The organism is Oribacterium sp. C9, assembly GCF_002007235.1.
Lineage (GTDB): Bacteria > Bacillota > Clostridia > Lachnospirales > Lachnospiraceae > Oribacterium.
Genome location: NZ_MUHW01000016.1, coordinates 1 through 14,988, shown reverse-complemented (window position 1 = coordinate 14,988; position 14,988 = coordinate 1). Strand labels below are relative to the sequence as shown.

Annotated in this window: 17 protein-coding genes; 13 read left to right on the top strand and 4 right to left on the bottom strand. The window is 37.8% G+C overall.

The genetic code is table 11. The annotated features are described in order from the left end of the window. Positions 1 to 496 precede the first annotated feature (496 nt). Both BXO88_RS10690 and BXO88_RS10685 read right to left on the bottom strand, forming a co-directional pair. Positions 497 to 2,017, bottom strand: a complete 1,521-nt coding sequence (locus BXO88_RS10690) for an alanine/glycine:cation symporter family protein (protein ID WP_078037721.1) — start codon at positions 2,015 to 2,017, stop codon at positions 497 to 499. 592 nt (positions 2,018 to 2,609) lie between these two features. Beyond that, on the bottom strand, positions 2,610 to 2,984 hold the full coding sequence (locus BXO88_RS10685) for a CAP domain-containing protein (RefSeq protein ID WP_078037720.1): 375 nt from the start codon (positions 2,982 to 2,984) through the stop codon (positions 2,610 to 2,612). A 278-nt stretch (positions 2,985 to 3,262) separates the two neighbouring features. On the opposite strand from BXO88_RS10685, the gene BXO88_RS16725 reads away from it, so the two are divergent. From BXO88_RS16725 to BXO88_RS10670, 4 genes are all read left to right on the top strand, one after another. Beyond that, positions 3,263 to 3,412 (top strand): hypothetical protein, encoded by a 150-nt coding sequence (locus BXO88_RS16725; RefSeq protein WP_206099986.1) that lies wholly within the window; start codon positions 3,263 to 3,265, stop codon positions 3,410 to 3,412. A gap of 61 nt (positions 3,413 to 3,473) precedes the next feature. Beyond that, positions 3,474 to 3,911, top strand: a complete 438-nt coding sequence (locus BXO88_RS10680) for a hypothetical protein (RefSeq protein WP_078037719.1) — start codon at positions 3,474 to 3,476, stop codon at positions 3,909 to 3,911. A 200-nt stretch (positions 3,912 to 4,111) separates the two neighbouring features. Then, positions 4,112 to 4,552 (top strand): hypothetical protein, encoded by a 441-nt coding sequence (locus BXO88_RS10675; protein ID WP_078037718.1) that lies wholly within the window; start codon positions 4,112 to 4,114, stop codon positions 4,550 to 4,552. Between the two features lie 117 nt (positions 4,553 to 4,669). Further along, positions 4,670 to 5,209 carry a hypothetical protein gene (locus BXO88_RS10670; protein WP_078037717.1) on the top strand — a complete coding sequence of 180 codons (540 nt, stop codon included), beginning with the start codon at positions 4,670 to 4,672 and terminating at the stop codon, positions 5,207 to 5,209. Between the two features lie 148 nt (positions 5,210 to 5,357). Here BXO88_RS10670 and BXO88_RS10665 read toward each other — a convergent pair whose 3' ends face one another. Further along, positions 5,358 to 6,344: a WYL domain-containing protein gene (locus tag BXO88_RS10665; RefSeq protein ID WP_078037716.1), complete on the bottom strand. Its 987-nt coding sequence runs from the start codon at positions 6,342 to 6,344 to the stop codon at positions 5,358 to 5,360. 552 nt (positions 6,345 to 6,896) lie between these two features. On the opposite strand from BXO88_RS10665, the gene BXO88_RS10660 reads away from it, so the two are divergent. The 9 genes from BXO88_RS10660 (at position 6,897) to tnpC (ending at position 14,649) form a co-directional block, all read left to right on the top strand. Beyond that, the gene (locus BXO88_RS10660) at positions 6,897 to 8,366 is read left to right on the top strand and encodes a DUF2828 family protein (protein WP_078037715.1); all 1,470 of its coding nucleotides are present in this window, start codon (positions 6,897 to 6,899) and stop codon (positions 8,364 to 8,366) included. A 16-nt stretch (positions 8,367 to 8,382) separates the two neighbouring features. Further along, positions 8,383 to 9,600 carry an RtcB family protein gene (locus BXO88_RS10655; RefSeq protein WP_078037714.1) on the top strand — a complete coding sequence of 406 codons (1,218 nt, stop codon included), beginning with the start codon at positions 8,383 to 8,385 and terminating at the stop codon, positions 9,598 to 9,600. A 298-nt stretch (positions 9,601 to 9,898) separates the two neighbouring features. Further along, positions 9,899 to 10,105 carry a hypothetical protein gene (locus BXO88_RS10650; protein WP_078037713.1) on the top strand — a complete coding sequence of 69 codons (207 nt, stop codon included), beginning with the start codon at positions 9,899 to 9,901 and terminating at the stop codon, positions 10,103 to 10,105. A gap of 15 nt (positions 10,106 to 10,120) precedes the next feature. Further along, positions 10,121 to 10,309 (top strand): hypothetical protein, encoded by a 189-nt coding sequence (locus tag BXO88_RS10645; RefSeq protein ID WP_078037712.1) that lies wholly within the window; start codon positions 10,121 to 10,123, stop codon positions 10,307 to 10,309. 258 nt (positions 10,310 to 10,567) lie between these two features. After that, positions 10,568 to 11,221 carry a hypothetical protein gene (locus BXO88_RS10640; RefSeq protein ID WP_078037711.1) on the top strand — a complete coding sequence of 218 codons (654 nt, stop codon included), beginning with the start codon at positions 10,568 to 10,570 and terminating at the stop codon, positions 11,219 to 11,221. A gap of 36 nt (positions 11,222 to 11,257) precedes the next feature. After that, positions 11,258 to 11,563 carry a hypothetical protein gene (locus tag BXO88_RS10635; RefSeq protein WP_078037710.1) on the top strand — a complete coding sequence of 102 codons (306 nt, stop codon included), beginning with the start codon at positions 11,258 to 11,260 and terminating at the stop codon, positions 11,561 to 11,563. 766 nt (positions 11,564 to 12,329) lie between these two features. Continuing rightward, positions 12,330 to 12,719, top strand: a complete 390-nt coding sequence (tnpA, locus tag BXO88_RS10630; RefSeq protein ID WP_078037709.1) for an IS66 family insertion sequence element accessory protein TnpA — start codon at positions 12,330 to 12,332, stop codon at positions 12,717 to 12,719. After that, positions 12,712 to 13,065 carry an IS66 family insertion sequence element accessory protein TnpB gene (gene tnpB, locus BXO88_RS10625; RefSeq protein WP_078037708.1) on the top strand — a complete coding sequence of 118 codons (354 nt, stop codon included), beginning with the start codon at positions 12,712 to 12,714 and terminating at the stop codon, positions 13,063 to 13,065. Before tnpA ends, tnpB begins: the two co-directional genes overlap by 8 nt. A 165-nt stretch (positions 13,066 to 13,230) precedes the next feature. Next, entirely contained in the window at positions 13,231 to 14,649 is a 1,419-nt protein-coding gene (gene tnpC, locus BXO88_RS10620) for an IS66 family transposase (protein ID WP_168171686.1), read from the top strand. 38 nt (positions 14,650 to 14,687) lie between these two features. Here the strand turns inward: tnpC and BXO88_RS17250 are convergent, their stop codons facing one another. Further along, a complete protein-coding gene (locus BXO88_RS17250) occupies positions 14,688 to 14,915 on the bottom strand; it encodes a tyrosine-type recombinase/integrase (protein WP_242945200.1) in 228 nt (75 codons plus the stop codon). Between the last annotated feature and the right edge of the window lie 73 nt (positions 14,916 to 14,988).

The window sequence follows — 14,988 nt, the reverse complement described above, 5'->3', positions numbered from 1 at the left end:
TATTTGGATAAGGGGCAACCTTGTTATAATATAGCTGATTATCCATGTATTGTATCTGTTAATAAGATTCATAATCATAAAAAATGAGAGCGCCGAAATAGGGAATTAATCGCCCTGTTTCGGCACTCTCATTTTTTGCGGAAAAAGAACAATGGTTCGCCAGTGTATTAAATCATTCACTAGCACCTCCGCAATACGTGTTGATTTAAGATTATCATTTTTTCACATTTCTCCATGTTTTTTATGCTTGTTGTGGCAACTTTGCTTCATATAAATCATCCATGGAAGCTCGAATATAGTATCAAATAGGTTTACTATTGAAGTGCCATGACATAAAAAAAGAGAAGTAACCGGCTGTTTTACAGCTGGCTAATACTCTTTTTTTAGCGAAATTCTCCAAGTTATTGTGACCAAATTTTTATAGCTTTTATGAAAATTTTTTTGGAGGAAATCAATATCATATATAAACTAATGAGATATGTATACAAAACATAAACTATACTGCATCTCTTATAGTAGCAGATTTAGTCTTTTCAGATTCAACGCTTTCCTCTTGTTCCTTTTGTATTATTGGGAATGCTGAATACATAGGAGTTATATTTTTTCTATTTATTTTTCTATCTATATAATTTTTAGTTATTTTAGAAACTGTTCCACTTAACGATATTACACCAATAAGATTAGGGATAGCCATGAGACCATTAAACGTGTCAGAAAGATCCCACGCAAGTTCAAGATTCATTGTTGCTCCAATTGCTATGAACAATACAAAAAGAATCTTATATCCGATTGTTGCTTTTGTACCAAAGAGATATTCGAATGCTTTTGTACCATATATACTCCATCCTAATGTTGTTGAAAAAGCAAATAATAGAATTGCAAGTGCTATAAATGCACCTCCAGCCGGTCCAAATACTACTGAAAATGACTCTGATACAAGAGCTGTTTTCTCAGCTTGAGAAACCATGGCACCGGTATTTAAATCCATAACACCACTTGTAAGTACTGCAAGAGCTGTGAGTGTACATACTACTATTGTATCTGCAAACACCTCAAATATGCCCCACATTCCCTGCTGTGCAGGCTCTTTAACATTAGATGCAGAATGTACCATTACAGACGAGCCAAGTCCCGCTTCGTTTGAAAAGACGCCACGTTTCATTCCCCATGTAACAGCTGAACGTACTCCAGAACCAACTATGCCACCACCTACTGATTTAAGGGCAAAGGCTCCTTTAAAAATAGCAACAAATGAAGGAGCTACTTGTGTATAATTAAAAATCACAATAAGTATTGATCCTAACGTATAAGCAATAGCCATAAATGGAACAAGCTTTTCTGTTACCGCAGCGATTCTTTTTATACCTCCAACAATTACAAGCCCTGCAATTATCATTAATCCTATACCTGTAGCAATCATTGGGATACCAAAAACAGAATTCATATTTACAGCAATAGAATTAATCTGGCTCATATTTCCTATGCCAAAGGATGCAATTACGCAGAACGTTGCAAACATTATAGCTAATGTTTTACCTATATACTTACATCCTTTTTTACTTCCTAGGCCATCACTGAGATAATACATGGCACCACCGGACCACTCACCATAAGAATTTTTCCTACGATAAAATATACCAAGTACATTCTCTGAGTAATTGGTCATCATTCCAAAGAATGCTGTAATCCACATCCAAAAAATCGATCCTGGACCACCAGTCGCAAGGGCTGCTGCTACACCAGCAATGTTGCCGGTACCGATTGTTGCTGCAAGTGCAGTACAAAGACTCTGGAACTGACTGATCTGACGATCTGATTTGTCTGTATGTTCTGTTATTGTTTTGTTGCTAAAAATCCCCCCAAGAGTATTTTTAATCCAATACATAAAATGTGTTAGTTGGAAACACTTTGTCAGCAATGTCATAAGGATGCCGGTTCCAACTAAGAGTACAAGCATTGGAAGACCCCAAACGAAACTATTAACAATTCCATTGATGGTTTCGATTTTTTGTAGCATAATGACCTCCCCTTTACACTTTGTTTTTTAGTAATTTATATATAAAAAAAGCGCGCCCTATCTAAAACTAATAAGGTGCGCCTTTGCGATCTTTGTTTCTGTCATAGTATCATGTTCGAACTAAATTGTGCAAGATTATTTTGCTATACTAATATATCTATTGAGACTACTTGATATTACTATTTTTGAAACGTCACATGACTAAATTCTCAAGAGTACGGTGACACTTTTTCAAATAATATCAAGTATATCGCTATGAAGAATATTAGTTTTTCTGCGGACCATTTATTACAAATAGCCTCTACAATTAACAAAAACCCATCTCCAAATTATTTTAAAGATGAGCTTTTATCGTTATCTGATTATTCTTTTGCAGCATTAAGCAGCATATCAGTTGTTAGTTCAGACTCAACTATTTTCTTGGAAAGAATCGATTGATGTACGTATAGATCGATCAAAACAATTACTTAAAAAAAGTAATCTTCCTGTCGCTTCTATTGCAGTAGAATGTGGCATTAATGACAATAATTATTTTTTACGTATATTTAAAAAATGTAAGGAGTAAGCTATTACTTCTCTTTTTTATTAGATCTCATGCAAATTCTGCAGCTGTATAGAATCCATTTTCTGAACTATACGCTGATATGGCAATAGTGCTGTAACGGTAATCCATAAGGACAGCTCTATGAGTTGGACTCTTCATCCATCGGTCTACAAGCTCATTGCTGTCTTTTATGTTCTTTGCCAAAGTCTCTCCATAACTGTCACCGTTTCCGGCAGTGTACCAAACACATCCGTCAGGTCTTGTATGAGAAAATAAAGTAGCACATTCCATTGCTCTGGTCGTTGATGTAGCCTTCAGCGATTCATTTTCTGATAAAGGTTTAATCCCGGAGCTGACACGATACATATTGATCTTTTGAATCGTAAGATTCTCAAAAGACTGTTCTGCAGCAAATGCAGTCATATGACATGTACACCAAGAAGAAAAATGAAAAAGCAAAATCAAAACCAAAACCACAATCAAAGATACTGGCAGTCAATCGAATTGAATGACTCAAAGGCTGTCTATCATCCGATCAGGCCCCAGACTGGATAGAAGTACGATATTAAGGCAAGAGACCATATCCTCAAGACAATAAGAAAAAATATGCTCTGAGCTATAATTGTATTTATGTTCCAAAATGGAACGGTACAGTGTGGTTATTTAGGATATACTCAGTTTAATGCGACAGGAGGGATCTCATGGTCGTTAACGGATTTGCCGCCAATTTTAGAAAAATACGGAAATCAATAAATGAAACACAACAACAATTAGATAATGCTTTAGGCGTACCGAGATGTACAATATCAAAGGATGAAATAAATATCCTGAGGCTGATTACGCAAACCTAATAGCAATTGCACCGCATTATCACATCACCATTGACCAATAATTAAGCTAAGAGGAGATTACATGGTAAGGCCCAGAATATTAGAAATCATACCACCAGCAATAGAGAAGCCAACACTTATTACAAATAGGTTTCTATCAACACAATCCGAGAGAGCTATTTTATTAGCTATATCAAATACACTTACGAAAACAAGGATATCAAGTTTCGTCTGTGATTTCCGTTGCTTAGATTCTGATGGGTATCATATAATTATATCAAAGATTGAAATGCTATCTACTTGGTATCTTACTGTGTCAGATAAAGTACTTGTACAAAGATACAATTGTAGTCGAAGTGATGTGTTAGAAATATGCATGGAAGCAATTGAGTGTATATCGCATTCTAACGATGAGAAAGTCGCTTTACTAGAATTGTTCCGAGATGAACTGTTAAAAGCAGGAAATATAATACTAAGTGAAGATGAAGAAGACCTCACTGAAAACAATGATGGCAGTTGATTTTGCACATGATTCTTATTGGTAATACGTTAAGGCATCTAAAATTCCAACGAGAAAGCAGTAAAAATGAAAAAGATATTTATATTTTTTTCATTCTCAGTTTTAACCCTAACAAGATGCAATAGAACAATCGTTGATACAACATGGGCTTACAAATATGCTGATATCAATGGTGTAGGGACGGTCGAGGTAGGATTATTATGATCAGTGATAAGCGGTACTTGCCAAGATATGAACTATCAATAGTCCGTGCATTTGCAGGGTCTGTAGAATCTGCCTATAAGGATTACAAGTTGGATATATGTGATTATCTTGAAAAAATCATGGATACGGAGATTTTCCGGAATTTTGAGAACGAGCATTGTATCTATACTGAGGGTTATCATTGTATCGCAGGAAAGATATTGGAGCAGGTCACAGATAAAGTCAAAAGCAATAATGATGATATACCGTTTGATGCTGAAACGGCATATTGGATGGGGTATGTGATCATGTATTGGAAATTGTATGATCCGGATGCGTTGAGTAGACTGAAAAGTATGGATATAGAAGGTGTATATTGGGCCTATGATTCGTTGCATACTCAGGATATCATATATGCGATAAGGGCGATCAAAGAGAATTTTATAAAAGACTTATGACATCTCAAAGCCGCTGATGGTACAGTGTATCTTACTCACACGGTCAATGTAATTCTAAGAATAAAATGATTATAAACGTAATTTTGGGAACCAAATGACTTTGAAAGAAGGAAAACAATGCTTAAAATAGCAGACTTTGAACTATTGCAGGATGATTATACAGATACACTTGTAGAGCGAATGCAGGATGATTTTGCAATCGAAGAGGAAATGGAAAAAGGACACTGTTATGAGGTTACTCTCCAGGACATAAAATTCAAGTGTGCATACACTGACGATGAGATGACGGGAATTGTAAGGACTTGTGTGGCAATAATTAAAGAGCTCATTGCCATAAACGCTAACGGATATACCAAAACTAAATTCAATAATTTCAAATCCGAAGGAGCTAAGGATGCTTTACAGCAGCTCAGCAATATTAATGGGTTGTACAATGATTATAAAACCGAGAAACTAGAAAAGCTCTTTGCTGAGCTGACTACTTATACTCGCGTAGGAGGAGCATATCTTATGCTCTTAGCTGCTCCTGGATTTCAGCAGGTCATTAATGCCGTATTTGAGAGGATGTTGGACGATTCAGACGATGAGAACATGTGGTTTTCATGCTTGTATTTCATGATCCGGGGAGCTATGAGAATGAATTCAGATGATGTTTGAATAAAAAAAATATGCATATAAGCATCGTATCAATGAGGTACGATGCTTTTTTTAATAGGAGCATTTTATAGATTTAATTTCCGGTAGTCATCGATCATCCTCTAAATAAAAGTCTGCAAAGAATCAAAGTGTGAGCGTAAGAGACGTATCAGTCCTTATATGCCCTTAAAGCCATGCTGTAGTATTTTTTTAATCGTTCTCTTAATGATTCCGGTTCCAGAACTATAGCATCCCGTCCGAAACGTTTAAAGTATTCTTCAAGCTGAAGCTCAGGCCAGTCAAAGTAATACAGATCACCTTCTATTTTGAGTATATCAGGACGGTTCTTTGTGACGACTTTGAACTTACGGATTCCAAAGGAATTCATTTTCACTACAGCCTGTACAGTTTTTGAAACAGACTGGGGACTTCTGAGTGCTTTGTCCTGTAATTCTCTGTATAAATTCTCGTCAAAAGGAAAAACAGCAGAAGTAATAAATATACTTTTAAGCCTGGATATTCTGAAGGTCCTTGGGATGTGGGCTCTTGCATCGTTACATATCAGATAATTGCATTGTTCTTCCTTGGAAGGAGCAAGTAAATAAGGTTCCACTGTAAAAGTTGTGCTTTTTTCGGATGAGGTGGTCGAAAAGGTGATTATCTTTTTATCTGATATGGCAGTAGCTATAGCTTTTTGAATATCTTTGAAAATGATAATCTCCCTGTTGCTTCTGGGTATAGACAGGTATGAAACAAACATATCTTTTAAATACCCTGAGAGGGATGAGTCCTTCAATAAATTATTCTCAATGATGCCTATAATTTCATATGATTCTCCGCTTACAGTCAAAGTGATGGCTGTGCTTTTTTCATTTTTTTCAATATCATCCTTCAGATAAGTATTAACAATCCTGTCAGCAAGTATTTCGGAATCATGGGCAGATATAGATACAATCCCGGAAATATCCTGACGTATGCTGGTTAAAAGTTTTTCTTTTTCATTTCTGTACTGGTCAAAATAATTCACTATCAGAATCTTCAGGAAGGCATTAAGATTCACAGAGCCATCCTTTTTGAAGAATTCGAAAAGCTCTGCATCGTTTGTGAGTCTGGTTTTGATGTCTTCCGAAAGATATATTTTGAATTTTTCTGTCATATGATACCTCTGATTTGGGGTTGCGATTATATGTGATTATATGTTGAAAACATAGAATAATCAATAACAATAGGGGTCGTGGGATGACATAATACTGCATCTGTTCATCACCGTAATTCCGGGTTAATATTAAATCACCAAAAACTAAAAGACACATACAGCAAATACAGAGCTTATTGGTCAGCACCGGACCTGATGGTCCGGACTGGGTTCAAATCCCGAATATCCTTAAAGGATAGGTGTCTTGGTTTGAAATACTATTGAAGATACATGCAGCAATAATCTGACTCTTCTGATAAGCCATTGTGGTAAAGCTTAGGCATTAGCGGGGTAAGAGCCCGCAGGAGACTTGAAAAACTGTATCTTGGGGCTGGCAGATGCCACTGATCTGTCAGCTCATATGAAAATCTGATAGATACTAACAGCAAATAAATCCAAGTTTAGCTTACATAAAGGCACCCGGAGGTTAACCGGGCGAAGAGAGGGTGAGAGACCCTCTGACTTAAAGGAATGTATCTAGTGATTTGATAATGAAAACGGGAGGTAGCGGATATGTTGAACTTTTTAAAGAAAGAAGCAAATAAAACTTTAACAGAGAACGGTGCAGTTACATATGGGTCAACAAAATCCGACTGTCTGGATCTTTTTGCGACCATCGGTGCACTAAGAAATGCATCCGATGAAGATATAATTGATAGATTTGTAAAGGCATATGCTGAAGATGCCGACCTTGCCATGAAGACCCTGTTCTTTGCAAGAGATATAAGGGGCGGACTTGGCGAGAGAAGGGTCTTTAAAGTGATACTTAACTATCTTGCATCTGCTGAGCCTGAATCTGTAAAAAAGAATATCGGAAATGTATCCGAATATGGACGCTGCGATGATCTTCTTGCGCTTTTAGATACTCCGGTAGAGAAGGAAGTGATGGCCTACATAGATGAGAAATTATGTGAAGATGCAAAAACACTATCTGAACGTGGAGCAGATGCCAATGTCTCTCTCCTTGCAAAGTGGCTTCCTTCTGTAAATACCAGCAACAAAGAGGCTGTGAGAAAAGCCAGGAGAATTGCAAAAGCAATAGGGATGTCAGAGGCAGAATACAGAAAAACATTGGCAATTTTGAGAGCTCAGATAAAGATCCTCGAGAATAACCTGAGGGAAAAAGATTACACCTTTGACTATGAGAAGCAGCCGTCAAAAGCACTGTACAAATACAGAAGAGCATTTCTCAGAAATGATGAGGAAAGATATAAGGCTTTTATAACAAAAGCCGAAACTGATCCGGGTGCTTTACATACTTCGGCACTCACACCCTATGATGTCATAGCGCCTATAATTGAAAAAAAGACATTTACAGAGGATGAAAGACGGGCCATGAATGCCACCTGGAATGCTCTTGATAATTTCGCAGGTTCGGAGAATTCTCTTGTAGTAGTAGATGGTTCCGGGTCCATGTATTGGGGCTGCAAGCCTTTGCCGGCGGCAGTTGCACAGTCTTTAGGCGTATACTTTGCCGAAAGAAATACCGGAGCATTCCATAATCATTTCATAACCTTCTCCAGGAGCCCAAGACTTATAGAGATCAAGGGAAGAGATATAGTTGAAAAGATCCGTTACTGCATGAGCTTTAATGAGTGCAGCAATACAGACATCGAAAAAACATTTATGCTGATCCTGAAAACAGCCGTGAACAATAATCTTACACAAACCGACATGCCGGAGAAACTCTATATAATCTCTGATATGGAATTTGACATCTGTACAGGAAATCCGCAGGCTACGAATTTTGAGCATGCAAGGGCAGAATTCAGAAGGTATGGTTTCAGGCTTCCACAGATAGTCTTCTGGAATGTCAACAGCCGTAACCATCAGCAGCCTGTCAGGATCAATGATCAGGGCGCAGCACTTGTATCAGGCTGCAATCCGCAGATTTTTTCAATGCTAAAAGAGGGAAATCTTGAACCATATAAGTTTATGATGAGCGTCCTTTCATCGGCACGATACGAAAGGATCGCAGCGTGAAGGAGAACAGCAAAATATGAATACAATTGAGATAAAAGGAAAAGTCAATACTGCTGTCTGCTACGCAAAAGTAGTGGAGGATGACGCAATAGAGCAGATAAGAAGAATGTGCGATTATCCTATGACAGAAGGTTCAAAGATAAGAATCATGCCGGATGTCCATTCAGGGAAGGGCTGCACCATCGGAACCACAATGACCATTGTAGACAAGGTGGTGCCCAATGTTGTCGGTGTAGACATTGGCTGCGGCATGTATACAGTGGATCTCGGGAAGAAGGATATAGATCTCGAGAAATTTGACGAAGCGGCTCATTACATCCCTTCGGGCAGAGATGTTTGGGAGGGGAGAACAGAGCGATTTGATCTTACAGGGCTTAAGTGCTACAGAGATCTTAAAGAGACTAAAAGACTTGAGAGATCCCTTGGCACACTTGGAGGAGGCAATCACTTTATCGAGATAGATAAGGCATCAGACGGAAGCAACTTCATGGTCATACATTCAGGCTCGAGAAATCTCGGAAAACAGGTTGCTGAGTTATATCAGACTCTTGCAGTTGATCTTGCAAAGGGAATAGGGGATTATCTTTCAGCAAGAGAGGAACTTATCAGGACTTACAAAGAGCAGGGACGCAGATCTGAAATCCAGACAGCTTTAAAGGAACTCTATAACAGAAAGTATATAGAGCATCCGTCATCCATGCCTGAGGATCTCTGCTATTTATCAGGCAAGTATCTTGAAGACTATCTTCACGACATAGAGATCTGCCAGAAATTCGCAAAAAGAAACCGTGAAAAAATGGCTGAGATAATCCTTGAACGTACCGGTCTTTCCGGCGGAGATGCATTTCATACTATCCATAATTATATAGATACGGATGAGATGATACTTAGAAAAGGGTCAATAGCAGCTCATAAGGGTGAAAAGGTCCTCATTCCTATAAATATGAGGGATGGTTCGGTACTAGCCATCGGAAAAGGAAATCCTGAGTGGAACTTCTCTGCACCACACGGTGCCGGAAGGATCATGTCAAGAACAGTGGCAAAGAACAATCTATCAATAGAAGATTATAGAGAAGCCATGAAAGATGTCTATACTACCTCTGTAAATGAGGCAACTCTAGATGAGGCACCAATGGCATATAAGTCTTTGGCTGACATAATAGATGTCATTTCCGAATCTGTAGATGTGATCGAAGTGATGAAGCCGATTTATAACTTTAAGGCATCATCATAAATAATTAAAGGTATCACGAACTCTAACGGGGAAAAGCAGAAAAGGACTTGTTTTTTAGGCATCCTTTATAGGCACATGTAATAAGTCCGAGAAATAACTTTCTAATTTACTAAAACTTAGGTCGGTTTATAATAATGATTTTTATATGCATATATGCAAAAGCTATTTGAGACAGCTGACAGGCAGAAATAAATAGATGCGTACTAAAGCATAATCAAGAAGGGATGATTTTGGTAATTTTTGTCGCGCAAATTTACATATTATATTAAAAATAAAATATCAATCGAGGAAACAAAATATGAAAAACGAAACAAAAATGGCTGTGTTAAGGTTTCTTGCAACCAGTAAAACTCCGGAGTACGAGAGACTAAAGAAAAGATCATTTACCGAGAAGGACATTAAATGGGTTGGGGAGGAGATTGCTACAGAGCTAGCTGAAAAGGGGATGACTGTCAAGAGTATAGCAAGATTATTCTCTATCAGTAAAATGCGAGCTAAGAGATAGATATTTGAAGGAGGCTTGTATAAATTTGATGAGCTTGATGACGGAGCAAATGTGATGTTGGAAATATTGTCAAAATATTATAAGGATGCATGGATATATGATGATCTATTAAAAAGCAACATTTCAGATGATGACATCTCTAATGTGCTGAGTATATCAAAAGATGAAATGTATGATATGGTAAATGACTACCACCAGTTATGATTTGATTTAAATAATCCCTACTGTTTCAGCGAGCCAAAATCAAAGGCCGCTTTGAGACGGTAGGGATTTTTGTTTGGAAAGGTATATCAAGATGAAAAGACTAGGGCTCCATCTCGTGGAATGTGTCGGAAATAATTTGCAAAAAAACGCAAAAATAAAAAGTTAAATTTATTTTTCGAAAAATGATATTTTTTCAAAAAATCTCACATGTTGATTTTGTAAGTAATTATTTCGATTGATTAAAAGGAGAATGTAAAAATGAGTAGACTTAGTATTGATTTTAGTTGTGGACATAAAGCAGTGTGTAATCTCACAGGTAATTCAAGAGCACAAGAGGAAAAAATACAATATCTAAGAGAATACGGGATATGCGGTGAATGCTTTAAAGAAGAAAAAAGAAAAGAAAGAATAAGAACAAGAAATGCAGAGGACATTAGAGTAGGTATAGAGACCCCGGAAATAATAAAGGAATCAGACTGGAACGAGAAAATATATGGACGAGATAATCATAAGTGTATTTACTTGGACGGTGATAGAGTCGATCTTACCTCAGATCTACGAGCTGAATTAGAAGAGTATTTGGAAAAAAGGAAAAAGCTGAGCATACTTCAGGATCTGGATAGAGCATATAGATTAGATTATGATGCGTATGTCCTTTGGGAAAAGTACGGGATTGGAGTAACCGTAAAACTTAATGAAGAGCAAATTAAGCATATAAAAGAAATACCCCAAAATGTAAACATTAAAACCGGTTTGAATTTAATGGAGCATTACAAAGAATACAAAATGGATCTGCTTATTTATTATTATGATTTAATTTTGAATGATATAAGGTCTAAACGAGAATTATACAAAAACATAAAAGCTAACAAAGTAAATTCTGTCGATGGCAATGATCGTACATCTGTTTGATCACCCCGATGTAAACCCAAAAAAGGAGCATATACAATGACAATAAGAGATAGAGTGAGAAATATTGTAAAATCCCACGAGTATTCATCAATTTTATCTTCCGAAGGACGAGCAAGCATAGAAAAAATGATACTTATGGCCTATTACATGGGGCGCGAAGAAGCTGCGAAAGAAGTATCTGACAAGTACAGCGAACACTTAAAAAAGCAGCGTGAAAGGGCTGATAATTGCCGATATTACAAATTGGTCCACTCTGTTATCGGCCCCGAAAAATATTTGTATATATCGGACTATTCAGGAGAGATGACAAGAGAGTTTGGAGATGATCTGGCTGACATTTAATTATAGGCTCTGTCACATGGAATGGTGGTTGATTTTTGCCATTAGGAGTCCACCTGTGCTGTTAACAGAAATGGTTTTCTGTTGCAAAAGCCACCAATCAGGCAGAGCAGCCGCCTTGAAAAATAGGAGGTGATTTCATTTTTGAACGGGTAATTTTTCGATACTCGTATTTGTAAAGAATTCAAGGTGCCAGACCCACATTAAATGTGGGAAGATAAGTTAAATGATCATTAAATTCAATCGTATAATTTCACTCTCCAAATCCATAAAATCGTGATGTAGATGGGACCCGTTAACTATTTCATTCAAGCAGAATAACAATTCTGAAGTTATACTCTTTTTCAGTTCCTGCTTGTTTTCTCATATTTCAACGCAGATTTGTATAAATAATTCCATATTTTTACGCAGATTTTGAATTTGGTATGTCTTTAGCCATATTTCTACGCAGGTTTTCCGGAGTTTCTTCTTTAAATGGTATAATATCGTCGTCCTAAACCATAACCCCTTCGTACAACAATCCGTCTTTACCTAATGGCTTATCGTTCTCGTATAGGCCTATATATTCCACCGTGTGAAGTTCGGCGATGTTCGGTAAGGCATACGTCAGATGTCACTGCCTTTTTCGTAAGTAGTAAAACTCACGTACTCTTGAGCCAGCGGCATATTCATGAAAAAATTTCATTTAAACATATTTTTAGTGGGAAAAGTGTCTAAAGTGGGAAAAGTGTCAACACTTTACACACTTAATTCCTCAAAGGGGGTTTAAATGAACACGAGGAAGGCTACCAAACAGATCCGCTTGCAGTATTGGGCTGGAATAATCAAGGAGTGTCAGTCATCCGGTCAAAAAACAAAGGATTGGATTATCGAGCACAACATCACACACGATGCTTATTATTACTGGCTTAGAGAAGTCAAACGTGCTGCTTTATCCAATGTCATGGAATCTACGATAGACAACAAGAACAAGCTTGTTGAAATATCTTCTCCTATGAAGGAACTTTCCATGGTTGAATCTACGTATGAGTCGGATTATAAAAAATCCTATCAGAATGAATATATGGTCCTGCACTCCGGAAACATTTCAGTAGATATACCATTATCAAATGCTTACGATGTATTACCTCTTTTAATCAAGGAGCTTCGTAATGCTTAACGACCTTGATATTTCAAAAGTAAATCACGTGTATGTAAAACCTGGCCGGACTGATCTTCGACGTGGAATCGAAGGACTATGTGCTATAGTAAGAGAAGATCTTGGATTGGAGCCATTAGACGGGTCATTATTTCTGTTCTGTGGAACAAAATCTGATAGGATCAAGGGACTTTTGTATGAGCGGGATGGATATTTACTTCTCTATAAGAGGACGAGTGATGGCAAATTTCATTGGCCCAAAAATGAAACTGAAGCCATTTCTCTTACGCAGGAAAGCTTTAATAACCTTATGAAAGGGTTTGATATATATCCTGGCATACGTCCCTTTCAACCTACGGCGTATTGAATTGAAAGCGGTGGATATCATGAGATTCTTGTGGATATCCATCGCCTTTTTTGTACGGAATTTCAGGAAAATCCACAACTTTTAAAACCTTCCCCGAATGGCTTGCAGAGAGGATTTGTAGATGTTATCTTTGTTTTTATGGAAGAGAAACTGACTACGGAGAAATTGAATAGTTTACCTAAAGACGTGCTTGTTCTTATGTATCAGCAGCTGTTGGAAAGTTTTGAGATTTTAAAGACTCAGAACACTGAACTCATGCAGAAGCTGACAAATATAGAGGAGGCTCTCGCGGTCAATAAAGGAAAACTTTATGGTCGCAAGACAGAGAAATCTGATTCCATCCCGGGACAGATGGCAATAGATTTTGAGCATTTCTGTATAGTCAATGAATCTGAATTATTGGTTGAGGAATTAGGCTCAAAGGAGCCTACAGCCGAAGAGGTTATTGTAAAGAGGCCAAAGCATTATAAATCAAAAAAAGAAAACCTTAGCAATGTTCCCAGAGAAATAATTCCGGCTATTGAATTAACCGAAGAAGAATTAAAAGATCTATTTCCTAATGGATACAAACGTCTGCCTGATGAAACTTATACAGAAGTGGAAATGCGTCCTGCCACTTTCCTGGCCAAGGAATATCATGTGGCGGTTTATGCTTCTGTTCCGGATAAGAATGGAAATGTTGAGTTCGCACGAGGACCACGCAGAGGCAGACTTTTCGGCTCAGACAGTATAGCTTCTTCAACACTTGTATCAGGAATAATTAATGGAAAATACGGAAATGCTAATCCTTTGAACCGACTTTCAACCGCATTTCTGGCCAATGACATAAATCTTTCACCACAAGATATGGCCGGATGGTGTATCAAAGCTGCCGACAGGTATTTCCAGCCTCTATATGAGCTGATGCATGCGCATATGCTTGATGAGAGTAAGCTCATACATGCTGATGAATCATTCTTTAAGGTCACAGAAGATCTTAAGGTACGTGGCAAGAATGCCAAGAGTTATATGTGGCTATACCATTCAGACACAAGATATGGTTGTCATCCGGTGTTCCTTTATGAGTACAGCCCGACAAGGAGCTCCGAAAACCCTGATCGATTCTTAAAGGGGTATTCAGGCATACTTTTGACTGATGGGTATCAGGCTTATCACAAACTGGCTAACGAAAATCCTGACAAGCTGACGGTTGCGGGGTGCTGGGCTCATTGCTTAAGACGGTACAGCAACCTCATCAAGGCAGTAAGTGCTCAGCGTGCAAAAGGAACTGTAGCCAAGGAAGCGCATGACAGGATTGATGCCATATATCATGTTGATAACATGTACAAAGAGCTTCCGCCGAAAGAAAGACAAAAGATGCGTCAAAAGAATGTAAAACCATTAGTGGACGCTTTTTTTGAGTACCTTAAAAATGTTTCTCCGGCGATTGATAAAAGTTCAGAGACCGGCAAAGCGGTTGCTTATAGTTTGAATCAGGAACAGTATCTGAGAGAATTCCTTAACAACGGAATCATTCCCCTTGATAACAACGATGCCTTATGTTCAGGATATTTTTATCCTCATCTTTTGTCAAGATGTGCATGAGTTTTACTTTTCTACGACAAAAGATGAGAATAACAGTTTTACCTAAGACCACAAAGTCGGGCGAATTCATTCTCATCGTCTGGCCATAACGGTTCCTCAATATTCAGTTCAGGATTGCTCTTATCCATTGCTGCTTTCAGCATTTCAAGCGATGGCTTTGCGTAAATCCTCGTTGTTTGGGTCGATGCATGACCGAGTATCCTTGAGACAAGTTCGAGTTCGATGTTGCTCTGGTAAAGATCAGTTGCGCGAGTCCGTCGGAACAAATCCCAAATTTAGGATTTATTCAGAAATCCAAACTTAAATAAAATCCAAACTTTCTGCCAAGATTCTACTCCT

What these genes read in the sequence shown, in the direction of transcription:
- BXO88_RS10690 (WP_078037721.1), bottom strand. Translation starts at nt 2,017, where the DNA reads ATGCTACAAAAAATCGAAACCATCAATGGAATTGTTAATAGTTTCGTT.
- BXO88_RS10685 (WP_078037720.1), bottom strand. Translation starts at nt 2,984, where the DNA reads ATGACTGCATTTGCTGCAGAACAGTCTTTTGAGAATCTTACGATTCAA.
- BXO88_RS16725 (WP_206099986.1), top strand. Translation starts at nt 3,263, where the DNA reads ATGGTCGTTAACGGATTTGCCGCCAATTTTAGAAAAATACGGAAATCA.
- BXO88_RS10680 (WP_078037719.1), top strand. Translation starts at nt 3,474, where the DNA reads ATGGTAAGGCCCAGAATATTAGAAATCATACCACCAGCAATAGAGAAG.
- BXO88_RS10675 (WP_078037718.1), top strand. Translation starts at nt 4,112, where the DNA reads ATGATCAGTGATAAGCGGTACTTGCCAAGATATGAACTATCAATAGTC.
- BXO88_RS10670 (WP_078037717.1), top strand. Translation starts at nt 4,670, where the DNA reads ATGCTTAAAATAGCAGACTTTGAACTATTGCAGGATGATTATACAGAT.
- BXO88_RS10665 (WP_078037716.1), bottom strand. Translation starts at nt 6,344, where the DNA reads ATGACAGAAAAATTCAAAATATATCTTTCGGAAGACATCAAAACCAGA.
- BXO88_RS10660 (WP_078037715.1), top strand. Translation starts at nt 6,897, where the DNA reads ATGTTGAACTTTTTAAAGAAAGAAGCAAATAAAACTTTAACAGAGAAC.
- BXO88_RS10655 (WP_078037714.1), top strand. Translation starts at nt 8,383, where the DNA reads ATGAATACAATTGAGATAAAAGGAAAAGTCAATACTGCTGTCTGCTAC.
- BXO88_RS10650 (WP_078037713.1), top strand. Translation starts at nt 9,899, where the DNA reads ATGAAAAACGAAACAAAAATGGCTGTGTTAAGGTTTCTTGCAACCAGT.
- BXO88_RS10640 (WP_078037711.1), top strand. Translation starts at nt 10,568, where the DNA reads ATGAGTAGACTTAGTATTGATTTTAGTTGTGGACATAAAGCAGTGTGT.
- BXO88_RS10635 (WP_078037710.1), top strand. Translation starts at nt 11,258, where the DNA reads ATGACAATAAGAGATAGAGTGAGAAATATTGTAAAATCCCACGAGTAT.
- tnpA (WP_078037709.1), top strand. Translation starts at nt 12,330, where the DNA reads ATGAACACGAGGAAGGCTACCAAACAGATCCGCTTGCAGTATTGGGCT.
- tnpB (WP_078037708.1), top strand. Translation starts at nt 12,712, where the DNA reads ATGCTTAACGACCTTGATATTTCAAAAGTAAATCACGTGTATGTAAAA.